Genomic DNA, 17,040 nt, shown 5'->3' on the forward strand with positions numbered 1-17,040 from the left:
TCGACGTGCTCACTTCGCGCAGTAGCTGTACGGAAGATACGTGCGATTGTCGCCCTGCGGGGCGCCGAGGAACCGCGCGTCCGTCAGCGTTTCCTTCTTGTGCTCGTCGGAGATGGAGAAGCCGAGGCTCATGCCGAGCGAGACCTCGAAGCCGAACTCCTGGGCGTCCGTCTCACCGTGGTAGCGCATCGTGCTGGAGAGGCCGTCGTCGAACATCATCTGCTCGAAGGGGTCACTGCCCGCGGGCCGCTTGTCCATGGCGTGGTCGCCGAACATGTACTCGAACGGCGCGGTGTTGTTGCCGGAACCGTCCAGCCACTGCTCGGCGATGGCCCGCTTGTCCTCGGTGGCCTTGTCGGTGTCCTTGCCGAAGATGATCGAGTTCGTCTGGACGTCGATGCCGGAGTCGCCGGAGGAGTCGCCGACGCTGCCCTTGCCGCCGCGCTTGTCCTCGCCCTTCTCGCCGTTGTCGCCGCCCACCTCGACCTTGCCGGAGGTGGAGCCCTTGTCCACCGTCTGCGTCATGTCGATCCGGACGATCTTCCCGGTCTTCTGGTCACGGGTGACGGTGATGGCGCCGGTGTGGTTCTCCTTGCCGCCCAGGCTGCCCTTGACCGGCCCGGCGTTACCGCTGAGCTTGCCCTCAAGTTCGAGCTTGGCGGTGTACGTGTACGACTCGTTGCCGTTCACGTCGTCCTTGGTGATCGTCACCTCGGGGGAGAACTTGGCCTTGCCGCCCAGCTTGGCGCCGAGCTCGGTGTCGTCGCCCGACTTGATGGAGAGCCCGCCGTCCGCATACGCGTTGAGCCCGACGGTCGAGTAGGAGATCTTCTTGTCGCCGATCTTCTTCTCGATGGCTTCCTTCTTCTCGGCCCACTTCATGCCCGAGTACCAGCCGCCGCCGTAGCCGCCGCTGTGCTTGGTGGCGGTCTCCCACATCTTCATCTCCTCGATGTCGTCCCGCATCTTCTGAGCCTCTTCCTCGCTCTTGAAGATCCAGGTGTCACCGTTGGTGATCTTGATGCCGCCGCCGATGTCGATGTCCGCCTTGCCGAGGCTGCCGAGCTTGACGCCCGGGGTGCTGGCCGTGGCGCCCGCCGAGGCCGCGTCGGTGAAGGTCATGGTGACCTGCTTGTCGTTCTCGTCGACCTTGCCGTCCCCGTTCACATCGGAGTTGGCGCGGGACACCTTCTGCTGGAAGCCGTACTCCTCGCCCCACTCGAACCAGCCGATCTTGACCTTGCCGCCCGCCGTGTCCGAGATACTGGAGACCTGGCACATCTTGGGTTCGTAGTCGGCATCGGTCTTCGGCTTGGCCTCCGGCTCCGTGCCGCCACCGGTGGAGCAGGACCCGCCCTCGCCGGCGAGCGAGCTGATGGCGCACCGGATGCGCTCGCCGATCTTCCCGCCGACCCCGGCCATCGCCATGGCGCCGATCAGCATGACGACGAGGGTGACCACGCCGAGGTACTCCATGGCGGTGGCCCCGCCGTCCCGCCAGTTGTACGAGTACTGCGGCGGGGGAGGGGGCTGTGTGGCGCGCTCCTCCAGCAGCCGGTCGACGGCCACCCCCGCGGCGGCGCCCGTGGCCAGCGAGACGACCGGCATCAGGACACCCTCGACGCCGACGACGTTCCACGAGACGGCGAAGCCGTACATCAGGCCGGCCAGGGGAACGGCCAGGGCGCCGAGCAGAAGGACGACGCGGGATTCGCGGTGCTCGTCGGGGAGTACGCGCGCGGCGGCCAGCACCGTCAGCAGGGTCACGACGAGGCTGGGTACGTGCATGAGCGCGAGGCGCCAGCCGAACGACTCCAGCCGCTCCCCGCTGCCCAGCAGTTCGACCAGCACCCGGTCGGTCATGAAACCCGCGGCGATGTAGACCAGGGCCCCCGTCGCCCAACTGCGGGTCAATGCGAAGAACCAGTTGCTGTGTTCACGCTGATACAAGGTGCCGGGCCCGCCCGGACCGCGATGCCCCACCGGTATGTGGCTCGCGCTCCTGTCCCCCCAGCCGCCGCCACCGCTCACGGTTCAACCTCTCTCCGGCACACGGGTGTTGCCTGTCGTTCGTGAGCGTAGGGGCGGAAGGCGGCGGTGGCGCGGGCCCCCGGCCCCAAAGCCGGGCCCAACGCCGACGCCGGTGATCAGCGCGTTCGTGTCGCTCCGGCGCGCCGGTCCGGCGCACCGGGTACGCCGGTTCCGCATTTGGGCCGTCCGTGGGTCCGTGGGCCCACGCCGGAGCCGTCGCGGCTCATTACGCTCGAACGTGCCGGTCGTCGCCGACCACGACACCGCCGCCGTCCACGCCTGCGATCCGGGCGCTCGCCATGGCCCGTATCCGGGCGAACCCATGGGCATCCCGACCACCGGTGGCACACGTTCGACCGGGCACCAACCTCTCATGCTCGATTTGCGCACGCGAATACACATGTTCACGCTGTGATGGGGTGAGGCGTCGATGAGTACCGGCTTCTTCTACTCGTACCACCTGGGCTGGACCCGGCTGGACGCCCAGACACTGCTGGGTGACCTCGAAGCGGAGGGGCTGCGGCTGGCGCATCCGGCGACCGGGCGCACCGTGCTCGTCAGCCAGGACGCCGCGTCGGCCGGGGCGCGTTCGCCCGTCACCCGGGAGCAGTTGCTGTCCATTGCCGGACTGCAAAGGCTCGATGAGATCGGGTTCCGGCTATGGGTGGGCGGTGCCACGGACGTCCTCGTACGCGTCCGACGGGCGCGGCGCGGGGCCGTGGCCGTCGAATTCGGCCTGGGCGAGCTGCCCCCCGAGGAACAGGACCGGGCCGTGAGCGCCATCCGGCGGACCATCGGACGCGCGTCCGTCCTGTGCATCGGCTTCGTCGTCGACCGGCGTGGCGCAACCTCGGCGACCGACTGGGACGGGGTCGTCATCGACGGCGCGGCCCCTCTCGACGAGTGGCCCGATGTCGTCGCCGTACGCGAGGAAATCGCGGCGACACACCCGCAGTTGGCGTTTCTCGACTCGGTCGGGCACTCGCCGTGGCGGGTGTTCGGGAATTCGGTGCTCAGCGTGTGACGGGGCGACGCCGGCCCTCGCGCGAGGGCACGCGATACCGCTCCCGGCGCGATACCACTTCCGCGCGGTGCGGCGCCCGTGCGGTACGACCCCCTCTCGCGGCGCCCTTCCCCTCAGTGGGCCCAGGGGCCCAAGACGCCCGCGACCTGGGAGGTTAGCGTCACCTTCGTAACGGATCAGGGCCCGGCCCGGCGCTCCCCCATGGCGCCGGGCCGGGCGGCTACCAGAAGGTGAGGGCAGAGCACGGGCGGCGCAACAGCTCGCCGACCGAGCCGTCGCCCCCGAATGGACCGGGCGCGGGCACTGCCCGGCCACCGAACGCGCCTTCGCCGGCGAGGCGGTCGGCTCCGGGTACGGGTGGTCCACGACGGCGGGACGGCCCGACTGCCTCACGGCGCGCGTCCCGCGCCCCACTCGGCTGAAGCCGATCCGCCCGGCCGATCCGCCCGGCCGATCCGCACGTCGGCGTCCTCCGGCCGGCCGGAGGACCCGGCGCCCCGCCCCACCCGTGCCCCGCCCCACCGGCGCCTGACGCATCCCCCGCCCACAGCCCCTGGCGTGCGGGCGGGTGTCGGGGGCGGGAGGGTCCGTTACGCGTCGCTCCCGGCCGTGACGTGGACCTCGACCCGGGCGCCCGGCCGGAGCCCCCAGTGTTCCATCGCCCCGGCCTCGGACTCCAGCACGTGCCGGGCGCGCAGGCGCGGCAGCCCGAGGCGGCCGGGCTTCATCGTGCGGACCGCCAGCACGTTGAACTTCCGGTCCAGATACGCCACATCGATGGTGAACCGCATCCGGAAGGTGTGCACGCTCCCGCACGGTGTGAGCATCAGTGCCCCCTCGATCCCGTCCTGCCCCAGCAGCCCCCGGGTCCGGGCCCGGTAGGAGGCCGCTATCCGCAGCGGAACCGCGCACTCCCCGGTGTCCGTGCCTACCGTGACCGTCGCGTCGCCATCGCGCCATTTCCTCATGGGCACCGACCGTAGCCCCCGGCGGCGGATCATGGGTCCCGAACGGCCTCCGGTGGGCCCCAGGGCCCAAGCCCCTTGTCGTACCGCCGGATTAAGGTCCCTGGTGTGGACGCAACGCTGATCGCCGTCGCCGCCCTCTGGGGTGCCGCCACCGGGCTGCTGGTCCCGCGTGCCGCGTACCGGTTCTCCGTCGAACCGGAGGAGGTCTGGCGCGACGCCTGCCCCGCCGGGCACCCGCTCACCGGCCCCGGCGGCGGCTGGTTCGGCCCGGCGCGGTGTACGGCCTGTGCGTCGGTGGCGCTCACCCCTGCCCCCCGGACGACGGCCCCGGCCGACCACGGTCCGGACGTCGACCGCGCCCCCGAAGCCACCGAGGATCGGGAAGCCGCATCAGGACCGGAGGCGACGGCGGACGCGCCGGCGGACGCGCCGGCGGACGCGGTGCCTGGCCCTGTGCCGGGCGCGGACCGTATCCCGGTGACGCCCGGCGGACGCTACGCCCCCCGCGTCCTCGCCCCCGTCATCACCGCGCTCGCCTGCACCGCGCTGGCGGCCGGCACCGGCACCAGGCCCGAGCTCGCGGCCTGGCTGCTGCTCGCCCCCGTCGCCGTGCTCCTCGCCGTGGTCGACAGCCGGGTCCACCGGCTGCCCGACCCCCTGACCCTGCCCCTGGCCGGCGCGGCCGTCCTGCTTCTGGGGGCCGTCGCCCTTCTTCCCGAACACGCGGGTTCCTGGACCTCCGGGCTGCTCGGAGGACTCGCCCTCGGCGGGTTCTACTTCGTGCTCTTCCTGATCAACCCGAACGGCATGGGCTTCGGCGACGTGAAGCTCGCACTGGCCCTGGGGATCGCCCTCGGCTGGTACGGCTGGGCGGTGCTGTTCGTCGGGGCCTTCGCCGGGTTCCTGTACGGGGCGGTGTACGGCCTCGCACTGGTGATCCTGCGCCGCGCCGGGCGCAGGACGGGCATCCCGTTCGGTCCGTTCATGATCGCGGGAGCGCTGACCGGGCTCCTGCTGGGCGCCCTGGCGGCCTGACCCCCTGTACCCCGACCGCCCAGCCGCTTGACGGCCCGGCCGCCTGACCGCCCAGCCGCCTGACGGCCCGACCGCCCAGCCGCTTGACGGCCCGGCCGCCCGGCCGCCTGGCGACCTCACCGTCGTGGCCCGACAGGCCGGGCGCCGTCCGCCCGGCACCGGGTCGTACGGAATGCGGTCGCGGTCCCGGTGCCCGCCTGGAACGATTCCCGCATGCCAGAACAATCCCCTTCCTCCGGCCCCACCCGTTCCTTCCCCGGTTCCTTCCCCGGCTCCTCCTCGGCGGACTCCGACGAGCGGTTCGAGGCGCTCGTCCGCGAGGCCGGCGCCGTCTCCGTGGACGGCTGGGACTTCTCGTGGCTCGACGGCCGGGCCACCGAGCAGCGGCCTTCCTGGGGCTACGCCCGCGCCATGGCGGACCGGCTGGCCCGCGCCCATGCCGCGCTGGACATCCAGACCGGCGGCGGCGAGGTCCTGGCCTCCGCGCCGAAGCTCCCGCGGCTGACCGTGGCCACCGAGTCCTGGCCCCCGAATGTCGCCAGGGCCACCGCCCTGCTGCACCCGCTCGGCGCCGTCGTCGTCGCGGACCCCGACGAGCCGCCGCTGCCCTTCGGCGACGGGGCCTTCGACCTGGTGGTCAGCCGGCATCCGGTGACCACCTGGTGGGAGGAGATCGCCAGGGTGCTCGCACCGGGCGGCACGTACTTCTCTCAGCAGGTCGGACCGGCGAGCGTCTTCGAGCTCGTCGAGTACTTCCTCGGCCCGCAGCCGCCCGAGGTGCGCGGTGCCCGCGACCCCGGGGAGGCACGTGCCGCCGCCGAGGCGGCCGGTCTGGACGTGGTCGATCTGCGGCCGGAGCGGCTGCGCACGGAGTTCCTCGACATCGGCGCCGTCGTCTACTTCCTGCGCAAGGTCATCTGGATGGTCCCCGGCTTCACGGTCGAGCGCCATCGCCCGCAACTGCTCGCCCTGCACCGGAAGATCGAGGCGGAGGGCCCCTTCGTCGCCACCACCACCCGCTTCCTGATCGAGGCCCGCAAGCCGGGCACCTTCCCGCCCGCGGTCCGGCGCACCGCGTAGTGCTGGGACCTGTCCGGGCCGGCGTCCCGTACGTCGTGCCCCGGCCCGCCCCGTAGCGGCCCACAACAGCCCTTCTCGTCAACGTACGTACTCCGTACGCCAGTTCACCGCGACCCCGCAGGCAACGGGAACGCCGCCGCAGCCGTCCTACCTTTGGGAGGTACGGGCCTGATGACGGAGCGTGCGGAGAGGGGTGGGCGGGTCATGACGATGGAGAGGGAAGAGCCCGGCGGACCGGCCGGCCGGGCGCGGAGCGGCAACCCCGACTGGCTCAAGGGCGCCCGGATCACCGCGGTCCAGGGCGTCTTCTACCGGCCGGAGGGCCGCGCGGGCGAACCCGAGGCCGTCGAGTTCGTGCTCGATGACGGGCAGTCGGTCCTGCTGACCTGCGCCTCCGACCGGACACTCCGGGTCACCCCCGGCGCCTGGCCGGAGCTGCCGGACTGGTGTGTGCCGGCGAGTCGGTGGCAGCACGCCGCCCTGACGAACCTGCCCCCGGCGCCGTACGGGGGAGCCTGGACGGTCACCGGTACGCACGAGCGCCGCGACGGGAGGGGAGAGGTGTGCGAGGCCGTCATCCGGTGCGAGGACGGGGACTTCGTGGTCATCGGCGGGGACACGATGGCGGTCCGCTTCGTCCGCCACTGACCGGGGCTCCGCCCTCCCCTCCCTCCATGGGGCGGCCCGTTACGCGTGCGGTCCCACGGTCACCTTTCCCACCGTCAGCTCCGCCCTGCCCTCCAGTACCTCTGCCACCCGCTCCACCTGTTCCTCCAGGGCCCTCAGCCGCGCGGGCCCCAGCGGGTCCAGCGGCTCCACCGTCACCGTGATCCGGCGCCCCGAGCGACGCTGGTGCCAGACCCCGGCGACCGTGCCGTCGACCAGGAGTGTCGGGTAGTTCCCCGCCTGGCCGCGCGCCAGGGCCCGCTCGTACGCGGCACCCGGGAACAGCCGCTCACGGGGCTGGGAGGCGATGGTGAACGCGTCGAAGTACGGCAGCAGGAGCACACCCCGCGCGGCATCGGCCGGGAACGCGGTGTCGCCCGCCACCACCCACGCGGGTCCGGCGTCCTCGAACGCCACCTCCTCGATCGCTCCCGCCGAGGCCAGTGAGGCGAACAGCCCGTCGGCCCAGCCCCTCGGCGCGGCGAGCCACTTCGCGAAGTGCCCGGAGGTGGCGGGGCCGTACGCGTGCAGATAGCGCTCCACCAGGGCGGCCAGTGCCTGCGGGCCGGGCATCGGGGTACCGCCCGGGTTGGTGTACGTGGCCCTGCGCCCGCGGTCCGGGGCGTAGCACAGGGCACCCCGGTGGCCCGCCAGGTGGAGCACCTGCCGCCAGCGCGGCCACATCGTCCCGAAAGCGGGCATCACCGGGTCTCCGGCCCACGGCCCGGTACGGGCGACGACCTCGTCGCCGAGCTCGTCGATCGTCAGCTCCGCCCCGGTCAGGGCGTCGGCCACGGCGGCGACGACCGCCTCCACCTGCTCCGGTGTCATCCGGGCTTCCTTGGCGAACGGACTTGTTCCGGTGGGTACGGCGGACAGGGCGCCGGTCCAGAGCGGCAGCTCGTCGGCGGGGAGCAGATGGACGGTCCCGCGCGGTCCGAACGTCTTGACCAGGGTGCGGTCGGTCCACAGGGCCCGGCGGACATCGGCACGGGTCACGCCGGCGGCGCGCGCCCCGATGGAGAGCTCGGCGGCGGAGAGCACCTGGGCATGGGCTCCGAGCATCGCGCCCACGGCCCCGTGGGGTGTGCCGCCCGACGAGGGGCCGCCCGCAGGGGGGCGGGCCGGGGCGGGGGACAGCCGCTGGCGGGACAGCCGCCGCGCGTTCGCCTCGGGCCAGGTCACGGTCACAGTGCGGGCTCGTGTCGTCATGCGGCCGAATCTAGGACGCCAATAGGCCGGAAACTGCCCTCTTGGGAGTGTTCCACCAGCCGCGTCAAGCCCGCGCCCACCGCCGTACGCCGTCCCCGGCAGGGGGTCCGGAGGCCTTCCGGGGCCCCGTGCGCCCCCGGGTTCCGTGCCCGGACCGCAGTCCGGCGGATCCGGAGAGTAGTTGTGGAGTGGCGTGGCACCCAGCAGCACTTACGAAGGGTTATGGTGGAAACCCCCCCTCGGGCCGGTCCGTATCCCCCCCACGGACCGGCCCGTTTTTTGTGCGCCGGTCCTGAACCGGCGCGGGGTCAGCCCCGTCCGGCCCAGATGTTGGTGCCCGCGGTGTCGACGGCGAAGGTGTCGATCTCCGCCAACTCCTCCGCGGACAGCGGCGGTCCGGCCAGCGCGGCCACGTTCTGCTCCAGCTGGGCCGTGCTCGAAGCGCCGATCAGGGCCGATGTCATCCGGCTGTCGCGCAGCACCCAGCTGATCGCCAGCTGGGCGAGCGACTGGCCCCTGCGCCGGGCGATGCCGTCGAGCCCGTTGAGGCGGCGGACCACCTCGTCGGAGAGCAGGCCCGGGTCGAGGGACTTGCCCTGTGTGGCGCGCGAGCCCGCCGGGATGCCCTTGAGGTACTTGTCCGTGAGCAGGCCCTGGGCGAGCGGCACGAAGGAGATGCAGCCCATGCCGGCCGCCTCCAGCGTGTCGAGCAGCCCGTCGTCCTCGGTCCAGCGGTTGATCATCGAGTAGGACGGCTGGTGGATCAGGGCCGGGACGCGCATCTCCCGGAGCAGCCGGGCCGCCTCGGCGGTCTGCGCCGCGTTGTACGAGGACACACCCACGTAGAGCGCCTTGCCCTGCTGTACGGCGGAGGCCAGCGCACCCATCGTCTCCTCCAGCGGAGTGTCCGGGTCGAAGCGGTGCGAGTAGAAGATGTCGACGTGGTCCAGGCCCATGCGCTTCAGCGAGGCGTCGAGCGAGGACAGCAGGTACTTGCGGGAGCCCCACTCACCGTACGGGCCGGGGTGCATCTCGTATCCGGCCTTGGTGGAGATGACCAGCTCGTCGCGGTACGGGGTGAAGTCCTGCCGGAACAGCTTGCCGAAGTTGAGCTCGGCGGAGCCGGGCGGCGGACCGTAGTTATTGGCCAGATCGAAGTGGGTCACGCCGAGGTCGAAGGCGCGCCGGAGGATCGCCCGCTGGGAGTCCAGCGTGCGGTCGTCACCGAAGTTGTGCCACAGGCCGAGCGAGAGTGCGGGCAGTTTGAGGCCGCTGCGGCCGGTGCGGCGGTACTCCATGGAGTCGTAGCGCGAATCGGCAGCGCGGTAGGGAAGAGAATGAGTCACGTTTGTCTCTTTATCACGGTGTTGTGACAGACCGGGTTGGGCCCCCGTGACCCGCTCGCAGTAATGTGGCGGCTTCGGGGAATGCCGATGTGCGGCGCGGCGAAAGCCTGCGGACCGTGCGGACCTTTGTGGCGATCTCCCCACGGGGGACGGGCCCCGGACCCCCCGGAGACGGGGCGGACGGGCCTGCGGCCCGTACGGAACCGAGAGGGTGAACTCAGTGAACTTGCGTGACCTGGTGTACGGGCTCTACGCACGCCGGGTGGAAGGCCGCCTGGACCACGCCCAGGTACCGAAGCACATCGGGGTCATTCTCGACGGCAACCGGCGATGGGCGAAGGCGTCCGGCGGTTCGGCCGTCCAGGGGCACCAGGCCGGTGCGGACAAGATCTCCGACCTGCTCGGCTGGTGCAACGAGACCGATGTCGAGGTCGTCACCCTCTGGCTGCTTTCCACGGACAACTTCGACCGGCCCGAGGCCGAGCTGACCCCCCTGCTGGGCATCATCGAGAACACCGTGCGCAACCTCGCGGCGGACGGGCGGTGGCGGGTCCATCACGTCGGCACGCTCGACCTCCTGCCGGCGGGCACGCAGACCGTCCTCAAGGAGGCGGAGGCGGCCACATCCGACATCGACGGAATAATCGTCAATGTCGCAGTTGGCTACGGTGGTCGCCAGGAGATCGCCGACGCGGTCAGATCGCTCCTGCTGGAGCACTCCGAGAAGGGCACGACCTTCGAGGAGCTGGCGGAGGTCGTCTCCACGGACCTGATCTCCGAACACCTCTACACCCGGGGGCAGCCGGACCCGGACCTGGTGATCCGTACCAGCGGGGAGCAGCGGCTGTCGGGCTTCATGCTCTGGCAGAGCGCCCATTCGGAGTACTACTTCTGCGAGGTCTTCTGGCCGGCCTTCCGCAAGGTCGACTTCCTGCGCGCGCTGCGCGACTACGCGGCCCGCGGCAGGCGCTACGGGGCCTGAACGCGCCCCTCCCCCCGGACGGCCCGAGCCCTCCTCTCTGTACGGGGGAGGGCTTTCGCGTGGCCGGACGGCCCCGGGCCGTCACCGCCCGTACACCAGGACTGTTCATCACCGTGTCATATGCGGTGGCATGGCTTCGGGTGTTCGAGGGAATACCCCTGACAGGTCGACATCCGGTCAGTAACCGGGCGGATGTCGCATCCAAGTGAGCGGCTCCCAGCCCGCTCGCCCGGGAGGCCCTTTGCACACGAAGGACCGTACGCAACGTGCGGCCGACGCGGAGGGCCGGCGTTCGGTCCTCACGCGAGGGTCAGAACCCGGTCCGTCCTCTCCCTTTGGGAAGTTCCGCGACGTCCGTCGCACTCCCCGACCTCGTCCGAGGGGGTACGTCCTTCCGTGGTGACCAGCACTAAGCGCCGCATGCCCGACCGGCGCACCTATGTTCTCGACACCAGCGTCCTGCTGGCCGACCCCAACGCCATGGCCCGGTTCGACGAGCACGAAGTCGTGCTGCCGATCGTGGTGGTCACGGAGCTGGAGGCCAAACGGCATCACCCCGAACTCGGCTACTTCGCCCGGCAGGCGCTGCGTCTGCTGGACGACTTCCGGGTCCGGTACGGCCGGCTGGACGCCCCGATCCCGCTCGGGGATCTGGGCGGGACGCTCCGTGTCGAACTCAACCACTCCGATCCCGGCGTGCTCCCCGCCGGCTACCGGTTGGGGGACAACGACTCACGGATTCTCGCGGTCGCGCGCAACCTCCAGGCCGAGGGGTACGACGTCACGGTCGTCTCCAAGGACCTGCCGTTGCGGATCAAGGCGTCCTCGGTCGGCCTCCTCGCCGAGGAGTACCGCGCCGAACTCGCCATCACCGACTCCGGCTGGACCGGCATGGCCGAGCTGTCCCTCGCCGGGGAGCAGGTGGATCTGCTGTTCAGCGAGGAGACGCTGTACGTCCCCGAGGCGGCCGAACTGCCCGTGCACACCGGGCTGGTCCTCCAGTCGGAGCGCGGCAAGGCACTCGGCCGGGTCACGGCCGAGGGCCTCGTCCGGCTGGTGCGCGGCGACCGGGAGGCCTTCGGGATCCACGGCCGCAGCGCGGAACAGCGGATCGCCCTGGACGTCCTCCTCGACCAGGACGTCGGCATCGTGTCGCTGGGCGGCCGGGCGGGCACCGGAAAGTCGGCCCTGGCGCTCTGCGCCGGTCTGGAAGCGGTGCTGGAGCGGCAGCAGCACAAGAAGGTGATGGTCTTCCGTCCGCTCTACGCGGTCGGCGGTCAGGAGCTCGGCTATCTCCCCGGCAGCGAGGCCGAGAAGATGAGCCCCTGGGCGCAGGCCGTCTTCGACACGCTCTCGGCCGTCGCCGGACGCGAGGTCATCGAGGAGGTGCTGGGGCGCGGGATGCTGGAGGTTCTGCCGCTCACCCATATCCGGGGCCGCTCGCTCCACGACGCGTTCGTGATCGTGGACGAGGCGCAGTCGCTCGAACGGAATGTCCTGCTGACCGTGTTGTCCCGGATCGGGGCGAATTCCCGGGTGGTGCTCACGCATGACGTGGCCCAGCGGGACAACCTCAGGGTCGGCCGGTACGACGGTGTCGTCGCCGTGGTCGAGAAGCTGAAGGGCCATCCGCTCTTCTCCCACATCACGCTCACCCGATCCGAGCGGTCGCAGATCGCCGCGCTGGTGACCGAAATGCTGGAGGAAGGCCAGATCTGACCTTGCTTGACCCATTGATGCCGCCCGGCGAGCCAAGGAGCTTAGCCGGGCGGCATTGTGCTGCGCCGTCATTTCCGAAAAACGATTGACCCGAACGAGGTGTGAGCTTTCACACTCGGCACAGAATTGCCTCACGGCGTGCCCGTCCGGCAGAGTCTTGCTTCCGTCAGGCCCCGCATACGGCACATGGGCACCTCAAGAGGCGCCACGCACCACACAACTCAACAATCGCCGTCCGTATGCCGCCCGCGAGCACCACGCGGCACTCCTCCCCGGGGGAGTCGCCCACCGGGCCCGTGCCTCCCGTGACCCAAGCAGTAGGGAGGCCAGTGTCAAGGGCACGATTGCGCCCGCGAGGTCACCTAAGCGGGCGATGCTGGAAGGACACCGTGTGAGCCGGATCTCGGTCCGGGGGTTCGCCGTGGCATCTGCCACCGCGGTCACCACCGTAGGCGCCGTCGTAGGCGTTGCTTCGGGCAGCACTCCCGCTGCCGACGACAACAACTTCGAGGCGACCGCAGCCGACACCACGCTGCTCGCAGACATCCCCGCGGGCCAGCAGGCCCAGGTGCAGACTGCTTCGCTGACGCAGCAGGCCGATGCCCAGGCATCCGCCGCCGACGCCGCGGCGAAGAAGTCCGCCGAGGAGACGGCCCGCATCCAGGCCGCCAAGGACGCCAAGTCGAAGAAGGCGGCGGCCGAGAAGCGGGCCGAGGCCGAGCGCCAGGAGAAGAAGGACCGCGCCGAGCGCGCGAGCCGTTCCTCCGTCCGCGACGCGTCCTCCTTCTCCGCGAAGGGCTCGTACAGCGTGGCCGAAGTCCAGGCGATGGCACGGCAGATGGTCCCCGCGGACCAGTTCCAGTGCTTCAGCAACATCGTGAACCACGAGTCGACCTGGAACTACCGCGCGAGCAACCCGTCCTCCGGGGCGTACGGGCTCGTCCAGGCCCTCCCGGGCTCCAAGATGTCGTCCGCCGGCGCCGACTGGCAGACCAACCCGGCCACCCAGATCAAGTGGGGCCTCAGCTACATGGACGGCCGTTACGGCAGCCCGTGCGGCGCCTGGTCCTTCTGGCAGGCCAACCACTGGTACTAGGGGGACGGGCGGAGCCTTCCGAGGCTCGGCCCTCCACCCCGCGAAGCCCCTCACCGTCCTGCGGTGGGGGGCTTCGCGCGTGTACGGTCACCATCGGGCGCCCCGGGGGAGCGAAGGGGCGCACGATGGGGGAAAGGGAAAGACATGTCGAAACTGCCCGGCTGGCTCGGCCGCGTCGGCGCCGAACTGACCGATCTGGGCGCACGCCTGGACGAGAAGCGGGCGCAGGCCGAGTCGGACGCCGACGAGCGGGTGTCCCGCAGCCAGGCCGAGGCGGTGGGTGAGCCGGCGGACACCGGAGGCAGCGCCTCGGTGCCGGCGCCGCCCGCGTACGCCCCCGCCATCGCCGCCAAACCCGACCCGGTCGCGGCCATTCCGTGGGGGATGCGGGTCGCGGCCGAGGCCGGCTGGCGGCTGCTCGTGCTGGCGGGCACGCTCTGGGTGCTGATGCGGATCATCAGTGCCGTACAGCTCGTCGTCCTGGCCTTCGTGGCGGCCCTGCTCGTCACCGCGATGCTCCAGCCGACCGTGGTCCGGCTGAGGCGGCTCGGGCTGCCGCGCGGTCTCGCCACCGCCGTCACCGCCGTACTGGGCTTCGTCATCATGGGGCTGGTCGGCTGGTTCGTGGTGTGGCAGGTGATGGACAACCTCGACACGCTCTCCGACAAGGTCCGCGACGGTATCGACGAGTTGAAGCGCTGGCTGCTCGACAGCCCCTTCCATGTCACCGAGTCGCAGATCAACGACATCGCCAAGAACCTCAGCGACACCATCGGCACCAACACGGAGGAGATCACCTCCGCCGGGCTCCAGGGCGTCACCGTGATGGTGGAGTTCCTCACCGGGATGCTGCTGGCGATGTTCTCGACGCTCTTCCTGCTGTACGACGGCAAGCGCATCTGGCACTGGGTGCTGAAGCTCGTGCCCGCCCAGGCCCGGCCGGGCGTCGCGGGCGCCGGGCCGCGCGCCTGGCGCACGCTGACCGCCTACGTGCGCGGCACGGTGATCGTCGCGCTGATCGACGCGATCTTCATCGGGCTGGGGATCTACTGCCTCGATGTGCCGATGGCGGTCCCGCTGGCCGTCTTCATCTTCCTGTTCGCCTTCATCCCGCTGGTCGGCGCCGTGGTCTCCGGGGCGCTGGCGGTGGTCGTCGCACTGGTCACCGAGGGCGTGGTCACTGCACTGCTGGTGCTGGCCGTGGTCCTCATGGTGCAGCAGATCGAGGGCCACATCCTCCAGCCGTTCATCCTCGGACGCGCCGTCCGGGTCCATCCGCTGGCCGTGGTGCTCTCGGTCGCGGCGGGCGGCATGATCGCGGGCATCGGCGGCGCGGTGGTCGCCGTACCGCTGGTCGCCGTGACCAATACGGTGGTCGGCTATCTGCGGGCGTACGGGCAGGAGGAGGCCCGGCGCCACTCGGCACCGCCGGGCGCCCCGGCTCCCGCGACGGCCCCGATCCCGTCACCGGGGCTGCCCCCGAACGACCCGGACGGGGTTTCCGCGGACGCGGCGGACGCCCACGGCGGTCCGCACCCGGAGAAGTGACGAGCGGCCCCGGCGGCCGGGAGAAGAGAAGAAAGAAGGGCCCCGTGGACGGTCGGTCGTCCTCGGGGCCCTTCTCGTATCAGGGGTGCCGCTGTGTCACTCGGCGAGCACGGCCTCGGCTTCGAGGGTCACGCCGACCGCCTGGATCACCGAAGCAATCCTGACGGCTTCCTGAATGGTCTCACGATCCACGCCGGCCTTGCGCAGCACCTGCTCGTGGGAGTCGAGGCACTGGCCACAGCCGTTGATCGCGGAGACGGCGAGCGACCACAGCTCGAAGTCGACCTTCTCCACACCCGGCTTGCCGATGACGTTCATCCGCAGGCCCGCACGGAGCGTGCCGTACTCCGGGTCCGACAGCAGGTGCCGGGTCCGGTAGAAGACGTTGTTCATCGCCATGATGGCCGCCGCGGACTTCGCCGCGGTGTACGCCTCGGCGGAGAGCGCGGCCTTGGCCTCCGGCTCCAGCTCGCGCAGCACCTTCGGCGAGCGCGAGGCGATAGCGCAGGCCAGGACGGTGCCCCAGAGCTGCTGCTGCGGGAGTTCGCTGTTCCCGATGACCGAACCGAGGTTCAGCTTCAGGTCCTTGGCGAAGTCCGGTATGGCGGCCTTCAGTTCGTCGAGTGCCATGTCTGTGTCAGCTCACTCGCCCGAGAGGAGGGCGACCGGGTCGAGGGTGTTCTCGCCCTTGGTCCAGTTGCAGGGGCACAGCTCGTCGGTCTGCAGGGCGTCGAGGACTCGCAGGACCTCCTTGGGGTTACGGCCCACGGAACCGGCGGTCACCATCGTGAACTGGATCTCGTTGTTCTGGTCGACGATGAAGACGGCGCGCTGCGCGAAGCCGTCCTCGCCCTCGATGCCGAGGTCACGCATGAGCTCGTGCTTCGAGTCGGCCAGCATCGGGAAGGGCAGGTCGGTCAGGTCCGGGTGGTCCTTGCGCCAGGCGTGGTGCACGAACTCGGAGTCACCGGAGAAGCCCAGGATCTGCGCGTCGCGGTCGGCGAACTCCTCGTTCAGCTTGCCGAAGGCGGCGATCTCGGTGGGGCACACGAAGGTGAAGTCCTTCGGCCACGCAAAGACGATCTTCCACTTGCCCTCGTAGGTCTTGTGGTTGATCTGCTCGAACTCCTTGCCGCTCTCCAGCGAAACACAAGCAGTCAGGTCGAACTCGGGGAACTTGTCACCGACAGTGAGCACGCGCACTCCTTGCAGCGTAGGAATTCCCTTTTTGAGGGAGTTCCTGAGGGTTGGACACGTCCTACCTTGGCACAGAGTGCATTGATCACGGAAATAGCTACACTCGTTTGTGATGATCGGAGGTGCCTATCAGTGGCCCAGGGAAATCAGGGCATCAGGCCCAAACAGCCCAGTCTCTCGCAGCTGCGCGCCTTCACTGCCGTGGCGGAACATCTGCACTTCAGGGACGCGGCGGCAGCAATCGGGATGAGTCAGCCGGCACTCTCCGGAGCCGTGTCGGCACTGGAGGAGGCACTGGGTGTCCAGCTCATCGAGCGTACGACGCGCAAGGTACTGCTCTCGCCCGCGGGGGAGCGGCTCGCGGGGCGGGCCAGGGCGGTGCTGGAGGCCGTCGGCGAGCTGATGGAGGAGGCGGAGGCGGTCCGGGCGCCCTTCACCGGAGTGCTCCGGCTCGGTGTGATCCCGACCGTCGCCCCCTATCTGCTGCCGACCGTGCTCCGGCTGGTCCATGAGCGCTACCCGGAACTCGACCTCCAGGTCCACGAGGAGCAGACCTCCTCGCTGCTGGAGGGGCTGGCCGGCGGACGGCTGGACCTGCTGCTGCTCGCCGTGCCGCTGGGCGTGCCCGGCGTGACCGAGCTGCCCCTGTTCGACGAGGACTTCGTCCTCGTCATGGAGCGGAAGCACTGGCTGGGCGGCCGGGCCGACATTCCGCGCGAGGCGCTGCGCGAGCTGCCGCTGCTCCTGCTCGACGAGGGGCACTGCCTGCGCGACCAGGCCCTGGACATCTGCCGGGAGGCCGGGCGCAAGGAGGGGGCGCCGGTGACCACGACCGCCGCCGGGCTCTCCACCCTGGTGCAGCTGGTCGCGGGCGGGCTCGGGGTCACACTGCTGCCGCGCACCGCGGTGACCGTGGAGACCGGGCGCAACGAGGCGCTGGCGACCGGGTACTTCGCGGACCCGGCGCCCTCGCGGCGGGTGGCGCTCGCGATGCGGAGCGGGACGGCGCGGCACGGGGAGTTCGAGGAGCTCGCCGCCGCGCTGCGGGAGGCGATGGCGGCGCTGCCGGTACGGGTGCCGGACGCCGGACGCGGCTGAGGGGCGGGCCCCTTGCTCGGCCCGCCCCCCGTTCCCGT

15 protein-coding genes are annotated in these 17,040 nt (G+C 70.9%); 9 read left to right on the plus strand and 6 right to left on the minus strand.

Features of this window, described 5'->3' with window-relative positions; translation table 11 throughout:
* Positions 1-9: 9 nt before the first annotated feature.
* Complete coding sequence (locus tag ABT170_RS17745) at positions 10-2,031, minus strand: hypothetical protein (RefSeq protein WP_329946331.1); 2,022 nt, start codon at positions 2,029-2,031, stop codon at positions 10-12.
* A 430-nt stretch (positions 2,032-2,461) separates the two neighbouring features.
* Between ABT170_RS17745 and ABT170_RS17750 the strand changes: the two genes are divergently transcribed.
* Entirely contained in the window at positions 2,462-3,055 is a 594-nt protein-coding gene (locus ABT170_RS17750) for a hypothetical protein (RefSeq protein ID WP_329946330.1), read from the plus strand.
* Between the two features lie 590 nt (positions 3,056-3,645).
* Here ABT170_RS17750 and ABT170_RS17755 read toward each other — a convergent pair.
* Positions 3,646-4,023: a DUF192 domain-containing protein gene (locus ABT170_RS17755; RefSeq protein ID WP_329946329.1), complete on the minus strand. Its 378-nt coding sequence runs from the start codon at positions 4,021-4,023 to the stop codon at positions 3,646-3,648.
* A 105-nt stretch (positions 4,024-4,128) separates the two neighbouring features.
* Between ABT170_RS17755 and ABT170_RS17760 the strand changes: the two genes are divergently transcribed.
* The 3 genes from ABT170_RS17760 to ABT170_RS17770 all read left to right on the plus strand — a co-directional run bounded on the left by ABT170_RS17760 (position 4,129) and on the right by ABT170_RS17770 (position 6,786).
* Entirely contained in the window at positions 4,129-5,058 is a 930-nt protein-coding gene (locus ABT170_RS17760) for a prepilin peptidase (RefSeq protein ID WP_351868338.1), read from the plus strand.
* A 213-nt stretch (positions 5,059-5,271) separates the two neighbouring features.
* A complete protein-coding gene (locus ABT170_RS17765) occupies positions 5,272-6,138 on the plus strand; it encodes a class I SAM-dependent methyltransferase (RefSeq protein ID WP_351868341.1) in 867 nt (288 codons plus the stop codon).
* A 204-nt stretch (positions 6,139-6,342) separates the two neighbouring features.
* A complete protein-coding gene (locus ABT170_RS17770; RefSeq protein ID WP_329946326.1) occupies positions 6,343-6,786 on the plus strand; it encodes a hypothetical protein in 444 nt (147 codons plus the stop codon).
* Between the two features lie 39 nt (positions 6,787-6,825).
* Here the strand turns inward: ABT170_RS17770 and ABT170_RS17775 are convergent, their stop codons facing one another.
* Together ABT170_RS17775 and mgrA are read right to left on the minus strand one after the other, a co-directional pair.
* The gene (locus ABT170_RS17775; protein WP_351868343.1) at positions 6,826-8,016 is read right to left on the minus strand and encodes a winged helix DNA-binding domain-containing protein; all 1,191 of its coding nucleotides are present in this window, start codon (positions 8,014-8,016) and stop codon (positions 6,826-6,828) included.
* A gap of 308 nt (positions 8,017-8,324) precedes the next feature.
* A complete protein-coding gene (mgrA, locus tag ABT170_RS17780; protein WP_329946324.1) occupies positions 8,325-9,362 on the minus strand; it encodes an L-glyceraldehyde 3-phosphate reductase in 1,038 nt (345 codons plus the stop codon).
* Positions 9,363-9,582: 220 nt separating this feature from the next.
* On the opposite strand from mgrA, the gene ABT170_RS17785 reads away from it, so the two are divergent.
* The 4 genes from ABT170_RS17785 to ABT170_RS17800 all read left to right on the plus strand — a co-directional run bounded on the left by ABT170_RS17785 (position 9,583) and on the right by ABT170_RS17800 (position 14,707).
* Positions 9,583-10,344 (plus strand): isoprenyl transferase, encoded by a 762-nt coding sequence (locus ABT170_RS17785; RefSeq protein WP_329946323.1) that lies wholly within the window; start codon positions 9,583-9,585, stop codon positions 10,342-10,344.
* A gap of 396 nt (positions 10,345-10,740) precedes the next feature.
* A complete protein-coding gene (phoH2, locus tag ABT170_RS17790) occupies positions 10,741-12,063 on the plus strand; it encodes an RNA 5'-3' helicase PhoH2 (protein ID WP_266923318.1) in 1,323 nt (440 codons plus the stop codon).
* 391 nt (positions 12,064-12,454) lie between these two features.
* Positions 12,455-13,159, plus strand: a complete 705-nt coding sequence (locus tag ABT170_RS17795) for an aggregation-promoting factor C-terminal-like domain-containing protein (RefSeq protein WP_329946322.1) — start codon at positions 12,455-12,457, stop codon at positions 13,157-13,159.
* A gap of 144 nt (positions 13,160-13,303) precedes the next feature.
* Positions 13,304-14,707, plus strand: a complete 1,404-nt coding sequence (locus ABT170_RS17800; protein WP_351868347.1) for an AI-2E family transporter — start codon at positions 13,304-13,306, stop codon at positions 14,705-14,707.
* Between the two features lie 96 nt (positions 14,708-14,803).
* On the opposite strand, the gene ABT170_RS17805 is transcribed toward ABT170_RS17800, so the two are convergent.
* Entirely contained in the window at positions 14,804-15,337 is a 534-nt protein-coding gene (locus tag ABT170_RS17805; RefSeq protein WP_329946320.1) for an alkyl hydroperoxide reductase, read from the minus strand.
* A 12-nt stretch (positions 15,338-15,349) separates the two neighbouring features.
* A complete protein-coding gene (locus tag ABT170_RS17810; RefSeq protein WP_003966619.1) occupies positions 15,350-15,904 on the minus strand; it encodes a peroxiredoxin in 555 nt (184 codons plus the stop codon).
* Between the two features lie 132 nt (positions 15,905-16,036).
* Here ABT170_RS17810 and ABT170_RS17815 point away from each other — a divergent pair, with 132 nt between their 5' ends.
* On the plus strand, positions 16,037-17,002 hold the full coding sequence (locus ABT170_RS17815; RefSeq protein ID WP_329946319.1) for a hydrogen peroxide-inducible genes activator: 966 nt from the start codon (positions 16,037-16,039) through the stop codon (positions 17,000-17,002).
* The last annotated feature ends 38 nt before the right edge of the window (positions 17,003-17,040 follow it).

The sequence above is a fragment of the Streptomyces sp. NPDC001787 genome (genome assembly GCF_040297465.1).
Taxonomy (GTDB): Bacteria; Actinomycetota; Actinomycetes; order Streptomycetales; family Streptomycetaceae; genus Streptomyces.

Bases quoted from the DNA above. Each gene is read 5' to 3' on its own strand.
- ABT170_RS17750 (WP_329946330.1), top strand. From the start codon at position 2,462: ATGAGTACCGGCTTCTTCTACTCGTACCACCTGGGCTGGACCCGGCTG.
- ABT170_RS17755 (WP_329946329.1), bottom strand. From the start codon at position 4,023: ATGAGGAAATGGCGCGATGGCGACGCGACGGTCACGGTAGGCACGGAC.
- ABT170_RS17765 (WP_351868341.1), top strand. From the start codon at position 5,272: ATGCCAGAACAATCCCCTTCCTCCGGCCCCACCCGTTCCTTCCCCGGT.
- ABT170_RS17770 (WP_329946326.1), top strand. From the start codon at position 6,343: ATGACGATGGAGAGGGAAGAGCCCGGCGGACCGGCCGGCCGGGCGCGG.
- ABT170_RS17775 (WP_351868343.1), bottom strand. From the start codon at position 8,016: ATGACGACACGAGCCCGCACTGTGACCGTGACCTGGCCCGAGGCGAAC.
- ABT170_RS17800 (WP_351868347.1), top strand. From the start codon at position 13,304: ATGTCGAAACTGCCCGGCTGGCTCGGCCGCGTCGGCGCCGAACTGACC.
- ABT170_RS17805 (WP_329946320.1), bottom strand. From the start codon at position 15,337: ATGGCACTCGACGAACTGAAGGCCGCCATACCGGACTTCGCCAAGGAC.